Annotated in this window: 12 protein-coding genes; 5 read left to right on the top strand and 7 right to left on the bottom strand. The window is 62.3% G+C overall.

The genetic code is table 11. The features are described 5' to 3' along the window. The first annotated feature begins 1,297 nt into the window (after positions 1-1,297). A complete protein-coding gene (locus HKK57_RS27315; RefSeq protein ID WP_373347688.1) occupies positions 1,298-2,002 on the top strand; it encodes a methyl-accepting chemotaxis protein in 705 nt (234 codons plus the stop codon). A gap of 129 nt (positions 2,003-2,131) precedes the next feature. After that, positions 2,132-2,572, top strand: a complete 441-nt coding sequence (locus HKK57_RS14200; protein ID WP_029291972.1) for a hypothetical protein — start codon at positions 2,132-2,134, stop codon at positions 2,570-2,572. On the opposite strand, the gene HKK57_RS14205 is transcribed toward HKK57_RS14200, so the two are convergent. Continuing rightward, positions 2,492-3,295, bottom strand: a complete 804-nt coding sequence (locus HKK57_RS14205; RefSeq protein ID WP_070994125.1) for a TatD family hydrolase — start codon at positions 3,293-3,295, stop codon at positions 2,492-2,494. The two genes, HKK57_RS14200 and HKK57_RS14205, sit on opposite strands and share 81 nt — an antisense overlap. A 2-nt stretch (positions 3,296-3,297) precedes the next feature. After that, on the bottom strand, positions 3,298-4,293 hold the full coding sequence (gene cra, locus HKK57_RS14210; protein WP_070994124.1) for a catabolite repressor/activator: 996 nt from the start codon (positions 4,291-4,293) through the stop codon (positions 3,298-3,300). Between the two features lie 294 nt (positions 4,294-4,587). Here cra and ptsP point away from each other — a divergent pair, with 294 nt between their 5' ends. The 3 genes from ptsP to HKK57_RS14225 are packed head-to-tail and all read left to right on the top strand — an operon-like array spanning position 4,588 to position 10,106. Continuing rightward, positions 4,588-7,446, top strand: a complete 2,859-nt coding sequence (gene ptsP, locus HKK57_RS14215) for a phosphoenolpyruvate--protein phosphotransferase (RefSeq protein ID WP_169390318.1) — start codon at positions 4,588-4,590, stop codon at positions 7,444-7,446. Next, complete coding sequence (gene pfkB, locus HKK57_RS14220) at positions 7,447-8,388, top strand: 1-phosphofructokinase (RefSeq protein ID WP_169390319.1); 942 nt, start codon at positions 7,447-7,449, stop codon at positions 8,386-8,388. 11 nt (positions 8,389-8,399) lie between these two features. Beyond that, entirely contained in the window at positions 8,400-10,106 is a 1,707-nt protein-coding gene (locus HKK57_RS14225) for a PTS fructose-like transporter subunit IIB (protein ID WP_169390320.1), read from the top strand. A 341-nt stretch (positions 10,107-10,447) separates the two neighbouring features. Here HKK57_RS14225 and HKK57_RS14230 read toward each other — a convergent pair whose 3' ends face one another. The 5 genes from HKK57_RS14230 to HKK57_RS14250 all read right to left on the bottom strand — a co-directional run bounded on the left by HKK57_RS14230 (position 10,448) and on the right by HKK57_RS14250 (position 17,590). Then, positions 10,448-12,973: a PepSY domain-containing protein gene (locus HKK57_RS14230; RefSeq protein WP_169390321.1), complete on the bottom strand. Its 2,526-nt coding sequence runs from the start codon at positions 12,971-12,973 to the stop codon at positions 10,448-10,450. Between the two features lie 313 nt (positions 12,974-13,286). After that, entirely contained in the window at positions 13,287-14,450 is a 1,164-nt protein-coding gene (locus HKK57_RS14235; protein WP_032861941.1) for a type III PLP-dependent enzyme, read from the bottom strand. 425 nt (positions 14,451-14,875) lie between these two features. Beyond that, complete coding sequence (locus HKK57_RS14240; RefSeq protein ID WP_029291958.1) at positions 14,876-16,033, bottom strand: osmoprotectant ABC transporter ATP-binding protein OsmV; 1,158 nt, start codon at positions 16,031-16,033, stop codon at positions 14,876-14,878. Next, the gene (locus HKK57_RS14245) at positions 16,030-16,683 is read right to left on the bottom strand and encodes an ABC transporter permease (protein ID WP_027604864.1); all 654 of its coding nucleotides are present in this window, start codon (positions 16,681-16,683) and stop codon (positions 16,030-16,032) included. Before HKK57_RS14245 ends, HKK57_RS14240 begins: the two co-directional genes overlap by 4 nt. A gap of 13 nt (positions 16,684-16,696) precedes the next feature. Then, on the bottom strand, positions 16,697-17,590 hold the full coding sequence (locus tag HKK57_RS14250; protein WP_169390322.1) for a glycine betaine ABC transporter substrate-binding protein: 894 nt from the start codon (positions 17,588-17,590) through the stop codon (positions 16,697-16,699). Between the last annotated feature and the right edge of the window lie 8 nt (positions 17,591-17,598).

Genomic DNA, 17,598 nt, shown 5'->3' on the forward strand with positions numbered 1-17,598 from the left:
GTTGATGAATCGCCTGAGCTTCGGCATGAAGTTCAGCCTGATCAGTGTGTTGTTTTTCCTGCCGATGCTGGTGACCAACTATTACCTGGTCCGGGATTCCTGGCGTGAGTTCCAGGGCACCCAGGTTGAGTTGCGGAGCCTGGACCTGCTGGGCAGCAGCCTGATCCTGCGCCGCGACCTGGAAACCCTGAACAATCAGGTACAAATCAACGCCACCCTCGGCCAGGCGGGCAAGGCGGGCGATATCGAAAGCCAGATCAGCACACTGGAACAGCGTGTCCTTGAACGCCTGCAAGGCTTCCAGGCGATGACGGTCGACCCCGAGCAGGTCGCGGTGTTCGAGGGCAAGCGCGACGAGATGATCGCGGCCTTCAAGGTCCAGCAAAGCGAATCCTCGTTGTTGAGCAAAAGTGCGCTGATCGGCAAATTGCTCAACAAGGCGCAGATGTTCAGCCAGATCATCGCCAGCCAGTCTGGGTTGAGCCGTGATGTGCAGGGCGATGTGCGCCAACTCAGCGAACTGGTGACCAGCGTCACCCCGCAAGTCACCCAGACCTTGGGCGAGGGCCGGGCCATGGGCGCGTACTCCCTGGGCCAGGGTTTTCTCAACTCATCGTCCAGCACGCGCTTTGACGAACTGCTGCAGCAATTGGAGAAGCTCCAGGCGGAATACGGCCTGAAAGTGCAGGACGCCCTGGGCTCCAGCAAGGCCGCCCATGGTTCCCTGGACGCTCTGGCCCAAGCCAGCCAGGCCAGTCTCAAGCAGGGCAGCGAACTGTTCGAGGAACAGGTAGTGATGGCCGAAACCCTGGAGACGCCGTGGCAGGCTTTCTATGATCAAGTGACTGCCTTGATGGCCAAGACCTACCAACTGGACGACGCGACCCTGTCCTTCCTCGACCAGCAATTGCAACAACGCCTGGCCCAGAACCGTACGCACATGGTGCTGCTGGTGGCGGCGCTGGCGGCGGTGTTTTTGTTGATCTTCTATTTGTACGGCGGCTTCTATGCCTCGACGCGCACCACTCTGCGCCGCCTGGGGGCGATGATGGATAAGGTCGCCGCCGGGGATATGACGGTCAGCTTCAAGTCCCAGAGCCGCGATGAGCTGGGTGAGCTGGGTGAAGTGTTCAATGGCACCGTGGCCAAAATCCACGACCTGATCGAACGGGTAGGGCAGACCGTCCAGGAAGTCGAGCATCAGGCCGGGCAAGTGGAGTCGGTTTCGGCGCGCAGCAACCAGGCGGTGTCGGGCCAGCGCAGTCAGATCGAACAGGTGGCCACGGCCATGAACCAGATGTCGGCGACCGCCCACGAAGTGGCGCGCAGTGCGGCGGCGGCTGTCAGCAGTGCCCACAGCGTCAACGATGAAACCCTCAGCGGGCGTGGCCTGGTGCAATCCCAGCAGGGCAGCATCGCGCAACTGGCGTCGGAGATCGACCAGTCAGTGCTGGTGATCAATCAATTGGCCATCGACAGCCAATCCATCAGCAGCGTGCTGGAGGTGATCAAGAGCATTGCCGAACAAACCAACCTGCTGGCGTTGAACGCGGCCATCGAGGCGGCGCGGGCGGGTGAGCAAGGGCGCGGGTTTGCGGTGGTGGCCGATGAGGTGCGCACCCTGGCCCGGCGCACCCAGCACTCCACCGAAGAAATCGAGCAAATGATCGCCAAGCTGCACCAAGGCGTCGGCGCGGCCGTGAAGGCCATGGGCAGTAGCCATAAAATGGCCAGCGGTACGGTCGGCCAGTCGGAAAAAGTCCAGTTGGCCCTGGAGAACATCCTGGGCGCGGTAGGCATGATCGTCGATCAGAACCAGCAAATCGCCGCGGCGGTGGAGCAACAGACGGCCGTGGCCCACGACATTGACCAGAATATTGTCGAGATCAATCGGGCTGGCGAGCACGCGGCCCAGGGCGCGCACCAGACCGAAGAGGCCAGCCGGCAACTGTCCCTGCAGGTGATTGAACTGAAAAAGCTGATCGGTGCATTTCGCGTGTAGGACGCGGACGTAGGCTTTGTCTGTTGGATGTGTGGTGCATGTCCTGTTTTCCCGCGTGAGCTTCTCTCGCAACGAGATTGGGTGAGAATTTGTTTCACACCCCATCCAGCGCTCCCGGGAGGCAGGGCCATGACCGAGACTACCCTTGGCGTGAAAGGGCATTGCGCCCATTGCGATATCACCTTTGCACTCAAGCCCTGGCAGCTCAATGCCATTGCTCTGAACGAGCCTTTTGATTGTCCGTATTGCCACAAAGTCCTGCAGCTCAATTGCCCCCGGCAACTGCGCCAGTTGAAGTCCCTGGACAACCTGGCTTTGCTGCGCCCCAGCATGCTCGTGTTGACCTGCGTGGCTTTATTGGTGGCGCTGGTGGTCGAGTGGGTCGGCTTGATCAGCAGGGTCGGGCAACTGAACGTGTCGCTGGTGGCGATCCTGATTCACTTCCTGACCCTGCGCCACGCCCGCCACCGGCATCGCATGACCCTGACGCTACAGGCGGTCAACCCCATCATCGAGCGGCCAGTTGAACAGTTCGCAGGCGTTGCGGGTGCTCGCTTCGGCCAACGCTGAAGGGCTGATGCCCATCCGCTCGGCCAGGGCAGTGCAGATGGCCGGCAGGTGCTGCGGGCTGTTGCGTTGGCCGGGGTACATGGCGGGCGCCATATCCGGCGAGTCGGTTTCCAGCACCACTGATTCCAGCGGCAGTTGGGCGATGACCTTGTGCATGCGCAAAGCCTGGGGCCAGGTCGGCGCGCCGCCCAGGCCCAGCTTGAACCCCAGCTTGATGTATTCGCGGGCTTCTTCGCGGCTGCCGGCGAAGGCATGGATAATCCCGCCCCGGGGCAAGCGGATGCGCTTGAGGGTGGCGATGACGGCCGCGTGGCTGCGCCGCACATGCAACAGCGCCGGCAGTTGGAAGTCCACGGCCAACTGCAATTGGGCTTCAAACAGGACTTGCTGGCGCTCGCGGTCCAGGTGCTCGAGAAAGTAATCCAGGCCGATCTCGCCAACGGCGCATAGCTGGCGATGCCCCTTGAGGCGTGTCAGCCAATCCCCCAGTTCGACCAGGTCTGTGGGGCGATGCTCATCCAGGTACACCGGATGCAGGCCAAATGCCCCGTACAGGTCCGGGTCCTGTTGGGTCAGGTCCCATAACCGTTGCCAATTACGCTGGTACACCCCCAACACCACCATGCGCCGCACGCCGAGCTGACGGCTGTGCTTGAGCACCTCGTCGCGATCTGCGTCGAAGTCCTCGAAGTCGAGGTGGGTGTGGCTGTCGACCAGCTCCATGCCTATATCTCGTGAATCCGCTGCTTGAAAGTCCGGCCGATGGCATGCACACCCGGCTGGTAGTGCTGCTCTTCAATCGCCGCCAGTGCCAGGCGCAGGGCCGTGTCGGCGATCAGCGCGTGTTGCTGGGCCATGGCGTTGACTGGCAGCGGCAGGAAGTCCAGTAATTGGGTGTCGCCGAAAGTGCCGAGGCGTAGCGATCGGGACTTGAGCGGGAAGTCATGCAGCGCATCAAACACACCTTGCAGTAGCACGTAGGAAGTGGTCACCAACGCATCGGGTAAATGCCCCAGGCGTTGCAGGAGTTCTTCCATCAACTGGCGGCCACAGTCGCGGCTGAAGGCATCGCCATGCTCGATCAGAATATCGCCCTTGAAGTCGTGCAGGGCTTGCTGGAAACCTGCCGCACGTTCCTGGCTGATGCTCAATTCGGGGTGGGCGCCGATCAACGCGATCTGCCGGGGCAGCGGTTGCAGCAGGCTGCTGGTCAATTGCTGGCAGGCCTGGCGGTCATCGCTGACCACCGAGCAGAACTGCTCAGGCGCCATCACCCGGTCGATGGCGATCACCGGCAGGCCCTTGGCTTGCAGCTCGCGATAACTGTCATCGCTGGCGGGCAGGCAACTGGCGACGAACAGGGCATCGCAACGCCGCGCGCGGAACAGTTGCAGCAACTGGCGCTCGCTGTTGGCATCATCGTCGGAACTGGCGATCAGCAACTGATAGCCACGGGCCCGTGCGCCTTGTTCCAACAGCTTGGCGATCCGTGCGTAACTGGGGTTTTCCAGGTCCGGCAGGATAAAACCCAAGGTGCGCGTGTGTCGGCTGCGCAACCCGGCGGCCTGGGGATTGGGGGTAAAGCCATGCTCCTCGACCACCGCGCGCACCCGTTCGACGGTGGCGCTGCTGATCCGTTGCTGTTCGGCCTTGCCATTGATGACGTAGCTGGCGGTGGTCACGGACACACCGGCTATACGTGCGATATCACTGAGTTTCAAACCGGGATTTCCTTGTTTTTTAGAGCTTGCCCCGACATTTTGTCCAATCGTAACCGATTACTGCAGGCGACCATTGTCGCAACTCAAGTGCCGAGTGGTGCTTCAAGAATGCAGAATTACCCAGTAATCTGCCAGAAAATCTAGATTAAACGTTTCAGCAAGGGTATTTTTACGATGTTCGCCGCTGAGTAGTCACTGCCAATTGACTGCTCAGTCAGTTTTTCATGAACGGATTTGCGCTGATTTATTCAAAACAATACCTAGTGCGCACACCGCACTAACTAGGAGAAAGGCATGCTTGAGCTCACCGTAGAGCAGATATCCATGGGCCAGGTGGCTGTGGATAAGTCTGCTGCCTTGCAACTGCTCGCCGAAAAACTGGTGGCCGACGGCCTGGTCGCCGAAGGCTACCTGAGCGGCCTGCAAGCCCGTGAAGCGCAAGGCTCGACCTTCCTCGGCCAAGGTATTGCGATCCCCCACGGCACCCCCGAAACCCGCGACCAGGTGTTCGCCACCGGCGTGCGCCTGTTGCAGTTTCCCCAAGGTGTGGATTGGGGCGATGGCCAGATCGTCTACCTGGCGATTGGCATTGCCGCCAAATCCGACGAACACCTGCGCCTGCTGCAACTGCTGACCCGCGCCCTCGGTGAAACCGACCTGGGCCAGGCGTTGTGCCGCGCCACCTCGGCCGATGCGCTGCTCAAACTGCTGCAAGGCGCGCCCCAGGAGTTGGCGCTGGATGCCCAGATGATCGGCCTTGGCGTATCCGCCGACGATTTTGAAGAGCTGGTGTGGCGCGGCGCCCGCCTGCTGCGCCAGGCCGACTGTGTGAGCAATGGCTTCGCGGCGGTGCTACAGCAAGTCGATGCACTGCCCCTGGGCGATGGCCTGTGGTGGTTGCACAGCGAACAAACGGTCAAGCGTCCGGGCCTGGCCTTCGTCACCCCGGACAAGCCCATGCGCTACCTGGGCCAACCCTTGAGCGGCCTGTTTTGCCTGGCCAGCCTTGGCGAAGCTCATCAGGCATTGCTCGAGCGCCTGTGCGCCTTGCTGATTGAAGGGCGCGGCCAGGAACTGGGACGTGCCACCAGCAGCCGCGCGGTTCTCGAAGTGCTGGGTGGCGAATTGCCCGCCGACTGGCCCAGCGCCCGGATCGCCCTGGCCAACGCCCATGGCCTGCATGCGCGGCCGGCCAAGGCCCTGGCCCAACTGGCGAAGAGCTTCGACGGTGAGATCCGCGTGCGGATCATGGACGGGCAGGGCGGTGCCGTGTCGGTCAAGAGCTTGAGCAAACTGCTCAGCCTCGGCGCCCGGCGGGGTCAGGTGCTGGAATTTGTCGCCGAGCCAGGCATTGCCGACGACGCCCTGCCGGCGTTGTTGGCGGCAGTACAAGCCGGCCTGGGCGAAGAGGTCGAGCCGCTGCCGGCCGTCAGTGCGCGGGTCGAAGAGGTCGAGAGCGAGCCGCCATTGCGCGCGCCCGCTTCCGGCAGCCTGATCCAGGCCATCGCCGCCGCCCCCGGGATTGCCATCGGCCCGGCCCATATCCAGGTGTTGCAGCCTTTTGACTATCCACTGCGCGGCGAGTCGGCCAGTGCCGAGCGCGAGCGTTTATCCGCGGGGTTGCGCGAGGTGCGCGCTGATATCCAGGGTTTGATCGAGCGCAACACGTCCAAGGCGATCCGCGAAATTTTCATCACCCACCAGGAAATGCTCGACGACCCGGAACTGACCGACGAAGTCGACACCCGGCTCAAACAGGGCGAAAGCGCCGAAGCTGCGTGGATGAGTGTGATCGAAGCGGCCGCCAAGCAGCAGGAGTCCTTGCAGGACGCGTTGCTCGCCGAACGCGCCGCCGACCTGCGGGATATTGGCCGGCGTGTGCTGGCGCAACTGTGTGGTGTCCAAACCCCACAGGAACCCGACGAGCCCTACATTCTGGTGATGGATGAAGTCGGTCCATCGGATGTGGCGCGCCTCGACCCGGTGCGGGTGGCCGGGATTCTTACCGCACGCGGTGGTGCTACGGCCCACAGCGCCATCGTCGCCCGCGCCCTGGGGATCCCGGCGCTGGTCGGCGCCGGGCCGGCGGTGTTGCTGCTGGCCTCGGGCACGCCTTTATTGCTCGACGGCCAGCGTGGGCGCCTGCATGTGGAGGCCGATGCCAGCACTTTGCAGCGCGCCATCCAGGAACGCGATACCCGCGAGCAACGTCTGCAGGCCGCTGCCGCACAGCGCCATGAACCGGCCTTGACCCGTGACGGGCATGCTGTGGAAGTGTTCGCCAATATCGGCGAAAGCGCCGGTGTGGCTGGCGCCGTCGAGCAGGGTGCCGAGGGTATTGGCCTGCTGCGTACCGAGTTGATTTTCATGGCCCATTCCCAGGCCCCGGACGAAGCCACCCAGGAAGCCGAATACCGCCGTGTGCTCGACGGCCTGGCCGGCCGTCCGCTGGTGGTGCGCACCTTGGATGTGGGCGGTGACAAGCCGCTGCCTTACTGGCCGATTGCCAAGGAAGAAAACCCGTTCCTCGGTGTGCGGGGCATCCGTCTGACCCTGCAACGCCCACAGATCATGGAAGCGCAACTGCGCGCGCTGTTGCGCTCGGCGGACGGTCGCCCGCTGCGCATCATGTTTCCCATGGTCGGCAGCGTCGATGAATGGCGCCAGGCCCGGGACATGACCGAACGTTTGCGCGAGCAGATCCCGGTGGCGGACCTGCAATTGGGGATCATGATCGAAGTACCTTCGGCGGCGTTGCTGGCGCCGGTATTGGCCCAGGAAGTGGACTTCTTCAGCGTCGGCACCAATGACCTGACCCAGTACACCTTGGCGATCGACCGTGGTCACCCAACCCTGTCGGCCCAGGCTGACGGCCTGCACCCGGCGGTGTTGCAACTGATCGACATCACGGTGCGTGCGGCCCATGCCCATGGCAAATGGGTGGGGGTGTGTGGCGAGTTGGCAGCGGATCCGCTGGCGGTGCCGGTGCTGGTGGGCCTGGGTGTGGATGAGTTGAGTGTGTCGGCGCGCAGTATTCCCGAGGTCAAGGCCCGGGTGCGTGAATTCAGTCTGAGCGAGGCCCGGGGCCTGGCGCAGCAAGCACTGGCAATGGGCTCCCCTGCCCAAGTGCGTACGCTTCTGGAGGCCGTGTAAATGGCGAAGATTCTGACCCTGACGCTGAACCCGGCGTTGGACCTGACGGTGCGTTTGGCGTGCCTGGAACCGGGTGAGGTCAACCGCAGCGAAACCCTGCTGACCCATGCCGCCGGCAAGGGCGTGAACGTGGCGCAGGTGTTGGCTGATTTGGGCCATTACGTGAGCGTGGGTGGATTTCTCGGCGCGCAAAACCCCGAGGCTTTCGAGGCCCTGATCGCCAGCCGCGGGTTTGGCGATGCGTTTATTCGTGTGCCGGGCGAAACCCGCAGCAATATCAAGATTGCCGAGCAGGATGGTCGGGTCACCGATATCAATGCACCGGGGCCGCTGGTGAGCGAAAAGGCGCAAGCGCAATTGCTCAAGCTGATCGCGGTGATCGGCCCCGAGTTCGATGCGGTGGTGGTCGCCGGCAGCTTGCCGCGGGGCGTCAGCCCGCAGTGGTTCCAGGGTTTGCTGGAGACGCTCAAAGACCTCGGTTTGAAAGTCGCCCTGGACACCAGTGGCCAAGCGCTGCGTGCTGGCTTGAAAGCCGCGCCGTGGTTGATCAAACCCAACACTGAAGAACTCGCTGAAGCGCTCGACTGCCCCACGCAAACCATCGTCCAACAAGCCCGCGCGGCTGCGCATTTGCACGCCCAAGGCGTGGAGCATGTGGTGGTGTCCCACGGGGCCGACGGTGTGAACTGGTTCAGCCCCAACGCAGCGTTGCACGCCACGCCGCCCAAGGTCAGCGTCGCCAGTACCGTGGGTGCCGGCGACTCCTTGCTGGCGGGCATGCTGCACGGCCTGCTCAGCGGCGAAGCGCCCGAGCAGACCCTGCGCCGCGCCACCGCGATTGCCGCCATGGCGGTCACGCAGATCGGTTTCGGCATCAGCGACGACGCGCAACTGGCGCGTCTGGAAAGCGGCGTGCACGTACGCCCGCTGACAGAACAATAAGAGGGTTTGTGATGAAATTAGCCATTGTTACCGCCTGCCCCAACGGCATGGTCACCAGTGTGCTGTGCGCCCGCTTGCTGGACGCCGCCGCGCAACGCCAGGGCTGGAGCACCAGCGTCGAAGTGGTGGAGGCGAACCACCCCGAGCGCGCACTTTCCCAGGCCACAATTGACGCGGCCGAGTGGGTGTTGCTGGTCGCCAGCACGCCCGTGGACATGCAGCGCTTTGTCGGCAAACGCGTGTATCAGAGCACCCCGGCCCAGGCGTTGCAGGACGTTGAAGCGGTGCTGCAACGGGGCGCGCAAGAAGCCCAGTTGTACGTTGCCAGCGCCAGCGTGCCGACCGTAAAAAACGCACCGCGCATTGTCGCCATCACGGCCTGCCCTACCGGCGTGGCCCACACCTTTATGGCCGCCGAGGCATTGCAGCAGGCCGCCAAGGCCAAGGGCTATGACCTGCAGGTGGAAACCCAGGGCTCGGTGGGCGCACGTACACCCTTGAGCGAGCAAGCCATTCGCGATGCCGATGTGGTGCTGCTGGCCGCCGATATCGAAGTGGCCACGGAGCGCTTTGCCGGCAAGAAAATCTACCGTTGCGGCACCGGCATCGCGCTCAAGCAATCCGCCGCGATCCTCGATAAAGCCCTGGCCGAGGCCCAGCAGGAAAGCGCCGCCAGTGGCGCGGTAGCCAAGACGGAGAAAACCGGGGTCTACAAACACCTGCTGACCGGGGTGTCGTTCATGTTGCCGATGGTGGTGGCGGGGGGCTTGTTGATTGCCCTGTCCTACGTGTTCGGTATCCACGCTTACGAGCAGCCCGGCACCTTGGCGGCGGCCCTCAGGGCGGTCGGCGACCACGCCTTCACCCTGATGGTGCCGCTGCTCGCCGGCTACATCGCCTACTCGATCGCCGACCGTCCGGGGCTCGCGCCGGGGATGATCGGCGGGCTGTTGGCCAGTACCCTGGGCGCGGGCTTTATCGGCGGGATCTTCGCCGGTTTTCTCGCCGGCTACAGCGTCAAGCTGATCACCCGTGTGGTGCCGTTGCCGCAAAGCCTGGAGTCGCTCAAGCCGATCCTGATCATCCCGTTACTGGCGAGCCTGTTCACCGGCCTGGCGATGATCTACCTGATCGGCCCGCCCGTGGCGCAAATGCTGGCTGGCCTGACCGACTTCCTCAGCACCATGGGCACCACCAATGCGGTGCTGCTGGGTATCTTGTTGGGCGGGATGATGTGCGCCGATCTCGGCGGGCCGATCAACAAGGCGGCCTACGCGTTCTCCGTCGGCCTGCTGGCCTCCCAGAGCGGCGCGCCGATGGCCGCCACCATGGCGGCGGGCATGGTGCCGCCGATTGGCATGGCTATCGCTACGTTCCTGGCCCGGCGCAAGTTTGCCCAGACCGAACGCGAAGCCGGCAAGGCCGCGTTGATCCTGGGCATGTGCTTTATCTCGGAAGGCGCCATCCCGTTCGCTGCCAAGGACCCGCTGCGTGTTATCCCGGCCAGCATCGCGGGTGGCGCATTGACCGGTGCCTTGTCGATGTACTTCGGCTGCAAGTTGATGGCACCCCATGGCGGGCTGTTTGTGATGCTGATCCCGAACACGATCAACCATGCGCTGCTGTATCTGGCGGCGATCGTTGCCGGCAGCGTGCTCACCGGGTTGGTATACGCCGTGATCAAGCGCCCCGAGGCCGTCGAACTGGCAGTCGCCTAACCAACCCCCGTAGGAGCCGGCTTGCCGGCGATGGCGGCCGCGAGGTTGATGCAAGGCTCAAGGGCCTCGTCGCTGCATCGGTATCTACACCACTTTCAGAAACTGACGATCTTCCCTGTGGCGAGCGGGCTTGTCGGAACGCCGCATCGCCCGCGCTGGGCTGCGAAGCAGCCCCAACAAGCCCGCCGCGTTTCTTCAGATAAACCGCGATAGGCGGGTTTAGGGCTGCTTCGCAGCCCAGCGAGGGGCAAGCCCGCTCGCCACGGGGGGGCGTCAGTTTCTAGATGTTGTGTAGATACTTATGCTCATCGCTGGCAAGCCAGCTGGAACCATCATGTTTGTCAGTAGACATCCCGGCGGTAACGGCCCTGTTCGATCAGCCGTTCCACGGCTTCACTTCCCAGGACCTCCACCAACACCTGATCGACCCCCGCCGCCATGCCCTGCAAACTCCCGCATACATAAATCACCGCGCCATCGGCCAGCCATTTACGCAGCACATCGGCGGATTCGCGCAGGCGATCCTGAACGTAGATCTTCTCTGCCTGGTCCCGCGAAAACGCCAGGTCCAGTAACGCCAGGTCGCCACTGGCCAGCCAGCCTTGCAGCTCGTCCTGGCAGTGGTAGTCATGGGCGATGTTGCGTTCGCCAAACAGCAGCCAGTTACGTTGCTGGCCGTCGGCGATGCGTGCCTTGAGCAAGCTGCGCAAGCCCGCCAGGCCGGTGCCGTTGCCCAGCAGAATCATCGGCACTGGGTCGACTGGAAGGTGGAAACCGCTGTTGCGCCGTACACGCAGGCTGATCGCCGAACCCAGTGGTGCGTGCTCGGTCAGCCAGCCGGATGCCAGGCCCAGGCTGCCGTCGCTATGACGCTCCTGGCGCACGATCAATTCCAGCACGCCATCGCTGGCAATCGAGGCGATGGAGTATTCGCGCATGGCCAACGGCACCAGTGCATCCACCAGGGCGCGCGCATGCAGGCCGACCAGGTGTACGCGATTGTCCGGCAGCTGACGGCCGGCAAGCACCTGTTCCAAGGGGCGCGCCAAGCCATCGATCAGTACTTCGTCCGTGCCGGCAATGCCCAGGCCATCGAGGAAATGTTCGACGGCCCACGGACAATTGCGCGGCACGACTTCCACCAGGTCGCCGGCCAGCCAGTCGCGTGGTGCGGGCGGGTTGAGCCCCAACAGGTAGACACCCGAGCCGCTGCTGTCAGGGTTGAGCAGGGTGCGCTGGCTCAAGGTCCAGCTCTCGTAGCTGGCGCTGGCCCATGCAGCTGCCGGTGCGTGGCCGGTGATCTGGCCCAGTTGTTGTTGCCAGTGCAGCAGGGCTTCTTCGTCGCCGCTGTCGACCTCGACCGGGGCGAACAAGGCGTTGCCGCCCTGGTTGGTCAGCCAGAAGTGCAGGCGCCGGGCAAAGCCGCAGAAGTGTTGGTATTGACGATCGCCCAGGGCCAGCACTGAATAGTTCAGGCCCTTGAGACTGAGGTCGCCGCCCAGCACGCTGCGTTCGAAGCCGCGTGCGCTGTCCGGTGCTTCGCCGTCGCCGAAGGTACTGACCACAAACAGTGCATGTTCCGACTGGCGCAAGTCCTCTTCGCTGACGCTGCCCAGGGATCGCACCTTGACCGGCAACCCGGCGGCCTGCAATTGGCCGGCGGTCTGCCAGGCCAGCTGTTCGGCAAAGCCGCTCTGGCTGGCGAAACCGATCAGCCACGCGGGTGCATCACTGCGGTTGCTGCCCAGGCTTTTGCGGGCATCGCGCACCTGGCGCTTTTTGCGACGGCGGTCGAGGTACAGCAGCCAGCCGGTAATAAAGAACAACGGCATGCACAGCGAAGTGACGGTGAGGATGATCCGCCCCGCCAGGCCGAAATAACTGCCCACATGCAGCGCATAGATGCTGGTCAGCAACTGCGCCTTGAGGCTTTTGTCGGCATAGCGCTCGACGCTTTTGACCACGCCGGTGGCCGGGTCCAGGTTGATCTGGTTCAACGCGCGGTCATGGGGAGAACTCTGCAACAGGTAGTAGACCGTGGCCGGTTGCCCGGCGACAGCTGGCATACGAATGTTGTAGGCGCTCAAGTGCGGGCCGGCGGTGCTGTAGATGCTGCTCCAGATGGCGTCGTAGTTGGCGACGGGAGCGGGCCCCGCAGGCGCTGGGCCACGGTTGCGCACCCGCTCGTTTTGCGGGGCATCGGACAACAATCGGGTCAGGCCTTTGCTGTACCACTCGTAGGACCAGTACAGGCCGGTGAGCGCCGCCAACAGATAGAACAGCAAGCACCACGTGCCGAACACCGAGTGCAGGTCCCAGTTGAAGCTGCGGCCTTTCTTGCGCCAGTCCAGGGTCAACCAGGCGCGCCAGCTCGCTACCTGGCGCGGCCAGCGCAGGTACAGGCCAGAGAGGCAGAAGAAAATCAGGATCAGCGTACAGGCACCGGTGATTTGCCGGCCGGTATCACCGATGGCCAGGAAGCGGTGCAGTTGCAACATCAAGCCGAAAAAATCCTGGCCGACGGCGTCGCCCAGGTAGTCGCCGGTGTACGGGTCGAAGTAGCGCATCTGCCCCCGGCGTTCGCCCGCTGGCGGCGTGAAGAAGACGCGGGCGGCGTTGCCGCTTTCGCTTTCCACCCACAGCATGGATACGGTCTTGCCTTCGGTGGCTTCGAGTTTGCGCACCAGTTCGGCGGGCGGCAGCACACCGGCAGGTTGCTTCTCCACGGTCAGTACCGTCGGGTTGAGTGCCCGCAGGATTTCATCCTGGAATGAGTACGCAGCCCCGGTAATCCCCATCAATGCCAACACCAGCCCGGCGGTAATGCCGAAAAACCAGTGCAACTGGAATAGGGTCTTCTTCAACACGTCGGACGGCCTCGCTGAGCTGGATAGGAATTTTACGGCGCGCATTATGCCGTGAGTTGTCGAGAAAGATTCCTTTTTACATGCAAAAGCCCCGGGCATCCGATGCACGGGGCTTTTGTATGTAACGTCCAGCCGCTTAGCAGTGGAGGCGGGTGGTCAACAGTGGCGTACGACCGGCTGCACAAGGCGCAGCTTGAAACCCTGTAGGAGCGAGCTTGCTCGCGAAGATCACTAACGATAACGCGTACATTCAGAATGAACGCGTCGTTCTCGGGTTCTTCGCGAGCGAGCTCGCTCCTACAGTGGGCCGGTGTTAGACGTAGAAGGATTTCAGCGGTGGGAAACCGTTGAATTCAACTGCGCTGTAGCTGGTGGTGTACGCACCGGTGGACAACCAGTACAGGCGATCACCAATGGCCAGGTTCAGCGGCAGGCCGTACTTGTAGTTTTCGTACATGATATCGGCGCTGTCGCAGGTAGGACCGGCGATGACCACTTCTTCCATCTCGCCTTTTTTCTCGGTCCAGATCGGGAACTTGATGGCTTCGTCCATGGTTTCGATCAGGCCGGAGAACTTGCCCACATCCGTGTACACCCAACGCTCGACGGCGGTGCGCGATTTACGTGCAACCAACACCACTTCACTGACCAGGATCCCGGCGTTGGCGATCAACGAACGGCCTGGCTCCAGGATGATTTCCGGCAGTTCGTCACCGAAGTCTTCCTTGAGGAAGCGGATGATTTCCTCGGCGTAGGTTTCCAGGCTGTTGGTACGGGTGATGTAGTTGGCCGGGAAGCCGCCACCCATGTTGATCAGCTTGAGGTGGATGCCGTCTTCTTCTTTCAAGCGCTCGAAGATCACCTTGACCTTGGCGATGGCTGCGTCCCACACGCTGATATCACGCTGTTGCGAACCGACGTGGAACGAGATGCCGTAGGGCACCAGGCCCAGGTCGCGGGCGAGGATCAGCAGGTCCATGGCCATGTCGGTCTGGCAGCCGAATTTGCGCGACAAAGGCCAGTCGGCCGTGGTCGAGCCTTCGGTGAGGATACGCACATACACTTTCGAACCCGGCGCGGCCTTGGCGATGTTGCGCAGGTCGGCTTCGGAGTCGGTGGAGAACAGGCGCACGCCTTTCTCGTAGAAGTAGCGGATGTCCTTGGATTTCTTGATGGTGTTGCCGTAGCTGATACGGTCGGCGCTGACGCCACGGTCCATGACCTTGTCCAGCTCGTAGATCGAGGCGATGTCGAAGCTCGAACCCTTGTCTTTCAACAGGTCGATGATCTCGACGGCAGGGTTGGCCTTGACGGCGTAGTACACCTTGGCGAATTCGAAGCCGGCGCGCAGGTCGTCGTAGGCCTGGCTGATCATCGCGGTGTCGATCACCACGAACGGGGTTTCTTGCTTGTCGGCGAACGCCTTCATTTTGTCAAACGTGGCGCGCGCGAAATAGTCTTCGACATTGATCGACATGCTGGGAACTCCTAAGGGCAAACTGAAATTAACAATGGGTGCAAATGAACGTCCTCCGTATCCCCACTTTGGTTCGCCTACTTCCCAAGGCATGTCGCCGAAAGCAAAAAGGCCATGGGATAAGCTTCCCTTGGCCTTGCTGTCTCGTCGTCAGTACTTGAGCCGGATGGATCGTTTCCAGCATGGACGTTCGGCGCGAACTTTAGGGCGTGAGGGGCTTGAGATCAACTAAAAATGTCGCGTTTTTGCACGCGTTCGTCGCGAGGCGCAGTGCAGCTACTTATGTAACCGACCGGTGTGACGGATTGATGTTCCCCGGATGGGGCTGATCAGATGGATTTGCGGTGTATTCATCGCAGGCAAGCCAGCTCCTACAGGGATTGCATTCCAACTGTGGGAGCTGGCTTGCCTGCGATAGCGGTCTATCAGGCCAAGGCAGTCTCGGCAGGCGACACGATACTGGTCTTGCCCCCACGGGACTTGCCGGAGCTCAGGTACTCGGCAATCGACTCCTGGGTCACTTCACCCAAAAACACCCGCTCGGCATCCATCACTGGCAGCCACGAGCGGTTGAACTCGTACATGCGTGACAACAGGATGCGCAAGTGCTCGTCAAACGCTGCGGTGGCGTTGAATTCGCGCAGGTATTGGGCGCAGGTACCGGTCTGACGATGCAGGTCGCGACGTCGTACATACCCCAGCGCCTTGTTCTCGGCGCAAGTGACCACCACATAGCGGCGGTCATGCTCGTCCATCAATTCCAGGGCATCGGCTACCGGGGTTTCCGGGCTGACCGACGGGGCGTTGTCTGCCGCGTCTTCGGCCTTGACCAGCAGCAGGCGCTTGAGGGTGCTGTCCTGGCCGACAAAGTTGCTGACAAACTCGTCGGCAGGATGGGCCAGCAGAGTGTCCGGATGGTCGATCTGCAACAGCTTGCCGGCGCGGAAGATGGCGATCTTGTCGCCCAGCTTGATTGCTTCGTCGATGTCGTGGCTGACCATGATCACGGTCTTGTTCAGCGCGCGTTGCATCTCGAAGAACTCGTTCTGGATCATCTCGCGGTTGATCGGGTCGACCGCGCCGAACGGCTCATCCATCAGCAGCAGCGGTGCGTCGGCCGCCAGGGCACGGATCACGCCGATCCGCTGTTGCTGGCCGCCCGACAGTTCGCGCGGGTAGCGGTGCAGGTACTGCTTGGGCTCGAGCTTGATCATGCTCATCAACTCGCGGGCGCGGTCGTGGCATTTCTGCTTGTCCCAGCCCAGCAGCTTGGGCACGACCACGATGTTTTCCTCGATGGTCATGTTGGGGAACAGGCCGATCTGCTGGATCACGTAGCCGATGTTGCGGCGCAGGGTCACTTCGTCGAGGTCGGTGGTGTCTTCGCCGTTGATCAGGATCTTGCCCGAGGTGGGCTTGATCAGGCGGTTGATCATTTTCAGCGTGGTGCTCTTGCCACAGCCCGAGGGGCCGAGGAATACGCAAATCTCGCCTTCATTGACGGTCAGGCTTACATCGTTGACGGCGGTGACAGTCTTGCCGTTGCTTTGGAAGGTCTTGGACAGGTTTTGAAGTTCGATCATTTGAGCAATCCTTTTGGAGTCAGCGAGCGTTGCAGCCATTGCAGAAGCAGGTCGGCGAAGATGGCCAGGAGACTGACCAGCACGGCGCCAACGATCAGCATCGACATGTCGCTGCGGCTGATGGAAGCCAGAATAAGTACACCCAGACCACCGGCACCGATGGTGGCGGCAATGGTCATCACACCGATGTTCATCACCACGGCGGTGCGCACGCCGGCGAGGATCACCGGCACGGCGATGGGCAGTTCGACCATGCGCAGGCGCTGGCCGAAGGTCATGCCGATGCCTTTGGCGGCTTCGCGGATACCCGGTTCGACGCCGGTCAGGGCCAGGTAGGTGTTACGCATGATCGGCAGCAGCGAGTAGAGGAACACCGCGGTGATCGCCGGCATCGGCCCCAGGCCCTGGCCGAACTTGGAGTAGAACGGCAGCAGCAGGCCGAACAGGGCAATCGACGGCACGGTCAGCAGCACGGTGGCGCTGGCCTGCAACGGGCCGGCCAAGGTCGGGAAGCGGGTCATCAGCACGCCCAGGGGCACGCCTACGACAATCGCGAGGATCACGGCGATACCGACCAGGGTGATGTGCTGCCAGGTCAGGTGCAGGACTTGGGCCCAATCAAGATGGGAAAAGGCGTTCAGGAATTCCATGTCTTCTCCTCTTTTAGTTGAGTGGGTGCTGGCGCAGGAAATCAGCGGCAACGGCGGATGGGCTTTCATGGTCGACGTCGACCCGCGCGTTCAGCTGGCGCATGGTTTCATCGTCGAACAGCGCCGCCAGTGGCTTGAGGTCGGCGGCCAGTCGCGGGTGAGCATCCAGATACACCTGACGCACCACAGGCGCTGCGGTGTAATCCGGGAAGTAATGCAGATCGTCTTCCAGCAGCTTCAACTTGAAGGCGTTGAGGCGTCCGTCAGTGGTGTACACCAGCCCGGCAAACACTTGGCCATTACGCAGCGCGGTGTAGACCAGGCCTGCGTCCATCTGCCGGGTGTTCTTGCGGGTGAGGTTCATGTCGTACAACTTGACCATGCCGGCCATGCCGTCGGAACGGTTGGCAAACTCTGTGTCCAGGGCCACCAGGCGGTTTTCCTTGGTGTCCTCGGCCAGGGCCTTGGTCAGGTCGCTGATGCTGTTGACCTGCGGGAATTCCTTGGCCACGTTTTCTGGCAGTGCCAGCGCGTAGGTGTTGCTGAACTTCGACGGCGACAGCCAGACCAGGCCTTTTTTCGCGTCGAGTTCTTTAACCCTTGCGTAGGACTGTTCGCTGTCGAGCTTCTCGTCCACATGGTTGTAGGCCACCAGGGACACGCCGGTGTATTCCCAGATCAGGTCCAGTTGCCCGCTTTCCTGGGCGCTGCGCGCCAGGTTGCTGCCCAGACCGCCGGTCACGCGGGTGTCATAGCCCTTGGTGCGCAGGTACTGGGAGGTGATTTCCGCCAGCAGGGTCTGCTCGGTAAATACTCGGGCGCCGATGCGGATCACCGGTTTTTCGGCGGCTTGCGCAATGCCTGCAAACAGCAGGACGCAGCCTAATATCAAGCTCAATTTTTTCATGTCGATTC

Origin of the sequence: Pseudomonas sp. ADAK21 (assembly GCF_012935735.1) — a bacterium.
Taxonomy (GTDB): domain Bacteria; phylum Pseudomonadota; class Gammaproteobacteria; order Pseudomonadales; family Pseudomonadaceae; genus Aquipseudomonas; species Aquipseudomonas proteolytica.

What these genes read in the sequence shown, in the direction of transcription:
- HKK57_RS27315 (WP_373347688.1), top strand. Translation starts at nt 1,298, where the DNA reads ATGTCGGCGACCGCCCACGAAGTGGCGCGCAGTGCGGCGGCGGCTGTC.
- HKK57_RS14200 (WP_029291972.1), top strand. Translation starts at nt 2,132, where the DNA reads ATGACCGAGACTACCCTTGGCGTGAAAGGGCATTGCGCCCATTGCGAT.
- HKK57_RS14205 (WP_070994125.1), bottom strand. Translation starts at nt 3,295, where the DNA reads ATGGAGCTGGTCGACAGCCACACCCACCTCGACTTCGAGGACTTCGAC.
- ptsP (WP_169390318.1), top strand. Translation starts at nt 4,588, where the DNA reads ATGCTTGAGCTCACCGTAGAGCAGATATCCATGGGCCAGGTGGCTGTG.
- pfkB (WP_169390319.1), top strand. Translation starts at nt 7,447, where the DNA reads ATGGCGAAGATTCTGACCCTGACGCTGAACCCGGCGTTGGACCTGACG.
- HKK57_RS14225 (WP_169390320.1), top strand. Translation starts at nt 8,400, where the DNA reads ATGAAATTAGCCATTGTTACCGCCTGCCCCAACGGCATGGTCACCAGT.
- HKK57_RS14235 (WP_032861941.1), bottom strand. Translation starts at nt 14,450, where the DNA reads ATGTCGATCAATGTCGAAGACTATTTCGCGCGCGCCACGTTTGACAAA.
- HKK57_RS14240 (WP_029291958.1), bottom strand. Translation starts at nt 16,033, where the DNA reads ATGATCGAACTTCAAAACCTGTCCAAGACCTTCCAAAGCAACGGCAAG.
- HKK57_RS14245 (WP_027604864.1), bottom strand. Translation starts at nt 16,683, where the DNA reads ATGGAATTCCTGAACGCCTTTTCCCATCTTGATTGGGCCCAAGTCCTG.
- HKK57_RS14250 (WP_169390322.1), bottom strand. Translation starts at nt 17,590, where the DNA reads ATGAAAAAATTGAGCTTGATATTAGGCTGCGTCCTGCTGTTTGCAGGC.